This is a genomic window from Thalassolituus sp. UBA2009 (assembly GCF_002335285.1).
GTDB lineage: Bacteria > Pseudomonadota > Gammaproteobacteria > Pseudomonadales > Oceanobacteraceae > Venatoribacter > Venatoribacter alkanivorans.
The window spans coordinates 1-2288 of record NZ_DDCJ01000017.1; the positions used below are offsets into that span (position 1 = coordinate 1).

Annotated in this window: 2 protein-coding genes and 1 pseudogene; 1 reads left to right on the forward strand and 2 read right to left on the reverse strand. The window is 50.7% G+C overall.

Annotated elements, in window-relative coordinates; all coding sequences use genetic code 11:
- Window positions 1-1132 (forward strand): AMP-binding protein (locus B3P58_RS01655; protein ID WP_286715616.1); only part of this gene is annotated, 1132 nt, incomplete at its 5' end.
- A gap of 27 nt (window positions 1133-1159) precedes the next feature.
- On the opposite strand, the gene B3P58_RS01660 is transcribed toward B3P58_RS01655, so the two are convergent.
- On the reverse strand, window positions 1160-2011 hold the full coding sequence (locus B3P58_RS01660; protein WP_286715618.1) for a 23S rRNA (adenine(2030)-N(6))-methyltransferase RlmJ: 852 nt from the start codon (window positions 2009-2011) through the stop codon (window positions 1160-1162).
- 88 nt (window positions 2012-2099) lie between these two features.
- Window positions 2100-2288 (reverse strand): annotated as a pseudogene (locus B3P58_RS01665) (protein translocase subunit SecF); the annotation flags it as partial.

A 2288-nucleotide genomic window follows, 5' to 3' on the forward strand; every position in this document is an offset into this window, starting at 1 on the left:
TGGCAGCACCGGTAATCCGAAAGGCGTGGTTAACACCTTTGGTTCTTACGGCTGGAGTTGCCAGGCTCTGGCCCAGGCTCTGAAGGTTGGCAATAAAGAACGCATGCTCAGCTACCTGCCACTGGCTCACATTACTGAGCGTGTGTATGTCGAGGGTGCCAGCCTGTATAACGGCTTCAGCGTTGCTTTTGTTGAGTCACTCGATACCTTTGCCGAAAACCTGAAGGCCGTATCACCGACGTTATTTATCTCTGTGCCGCGCCTCTGGACACGCTTCCAGATGGGCGTACTGGCCAAAATCCCACCGAAGAAACTCAATCGTCTGCTCAGTATTCCGATTCTGAAAGGCATCGTCGCGAAAAAAATCCGCCAGCAACTGGGACTCGACAGCGCACGCCTGTTTGGTTCCGGTTCGGCCCCGATTTCTCCGGCTACCCTGCACTGGTATGAACGCATTGGCATTAATATCAGCGAAGGCTGGGGTATGTCGGAAAACAATGGTCTGGGCACGCTGAGCTATCCGTTCCGCCGCGATAAAATCGGCTGTATTGGTCACCCCTACGACGGGGTTGATCTGCGCATTGCTGAAGATGGCGAAATTCAGCTGAAAGGTCCCTGCGTGATGAAAGAGTATTATCTGGAGCCGGAAAAAACTGCCGAAGCCTTTACCGCCGATGGCTATCTGCGCACCGGTGATAAGGGCACCGTCGACAGTGATGGTTACGTCCGGATTACCGGCCGCCTGAAAGAAATATTCAAAACCGCCAAAGGTAAATACGTCGCGCCGGTGCCGATTGAATCCTTATTAATGGAAAATTCACTGATTGAACAGATCTGTGTTACCGGCAGCAATCTTAAACAACCCATTGCTCTGGTAGTACTGACACCGGAAGCTCAGGCGCATAATAAAGACCACTTACGCGACAGCCTGCAACATACCCTGGAACACATAAATAAAAAGCTGGAAAGCCACGCCCGCCTGGATGCCATGGTCGTCGTAGATGACAGCTGGAGTGTGGAAAATGGCTTACTGACGCCGACGTTAAAAATCAAACGCCACTTAATTGAGAGTAAATATCACGACCTGATTCAGAGGGAACATGCCCAGAGTGTCGTCTGGCAGCAAGCCTGATAAAGGTAACATCAAAGAGAGCGGGCGTTATTCGCCCGCCAACTCTTCACAACGCCAGACGCCCTGCTCTCCGGCCAGATGCTGACTCAGCCTTGGCAACAGGTTCTGCATTTTATCTTTCAGTGTCCATGGCGGATTAATCACAATCATGCCGGAAGACGTCATTCCCCGCCCTTCAGTATCCGCACTCAATCCCAGTTCAAATAACTGAATACGGGCAATGCCGCTGGCTTTCAGTTGCTGCTCCAGCTTATTGATACGACTGCGTTCCACCACCGGATACCAGAGTGCATAAATACCTGTGGCAAAGCGTCGGTGGGCTTTTATCAGCGTATCAACCACCAGCTCATAATCGCTTTTAATTTCATACGGCGGATCAATTAATACCAGTCCACGACGTTCACGTGGTGGCAGCGCTGCAATTAACCCTTTAAATCCATCGCTTTGCTCAACACGCAAGCGGCGGTCAGTCGCCATTAATTCATCCAGCAAACGAAAGTCCTGCGGATGCAGTTCAAACAGCTGTGCGCGGTCCTGCTCTCGTAAAAACAGCTGCCCAAGTCTCGGTGAGCCCGGATAAAGCTGACTGGCTGCCAGACCACTCTGATCATGATCCGGACGGCTGCTGGCCACCGCATTAAGGTAGCTCTGTAATTCCGGCCAGTCGCAGTTCTGCAGACGGCCGATACCGGTTTCAAACTCGGCATTTTTCTCTGCTTCCGCTGATTGCAGTGAATACAGACCGGCACCTGAGTGAGTGTCGATATAGACGAAAGGTTTTTCTTTCTGCTGCAGGTATTGCAGGATTTCAACCTGAATCAGATGTTTCAGTACATCGGCAAAATTGCCGGCATGAAAAGCGTGGCGGTAGCTCAGCATAGAATGTCCGCAGTGTTCAGATTAATGGTTATAAAAAGATAAAAAAAACGCATCGCCAGGCGATGCGTTTTTTTCTGAGCAGAAAATATTATGGACGGTCGTCCACTTCTTCCACTTCCGGCGGCATCAGATCTTCACGGCTGATCTTCATCATCAGCAACAGACTGGAGGCAACAAATACCGACGAGTAAGTACCCACCACCACACCAATCATCAGTGCCACCGCAAAGTTATGAATCAGGTCGCCACCGACAATCATCAGAGCAAACAACACCAA

Coding starts and splice junctions, on each gene's coding strand:
- B3P58_RS01660 (WP_286715618.1), bottom strand. CDS start 2,011: ATGCTGAGCTACCGCCACGCTTTTCATGCCGGCAATTTTGCCGATGTA.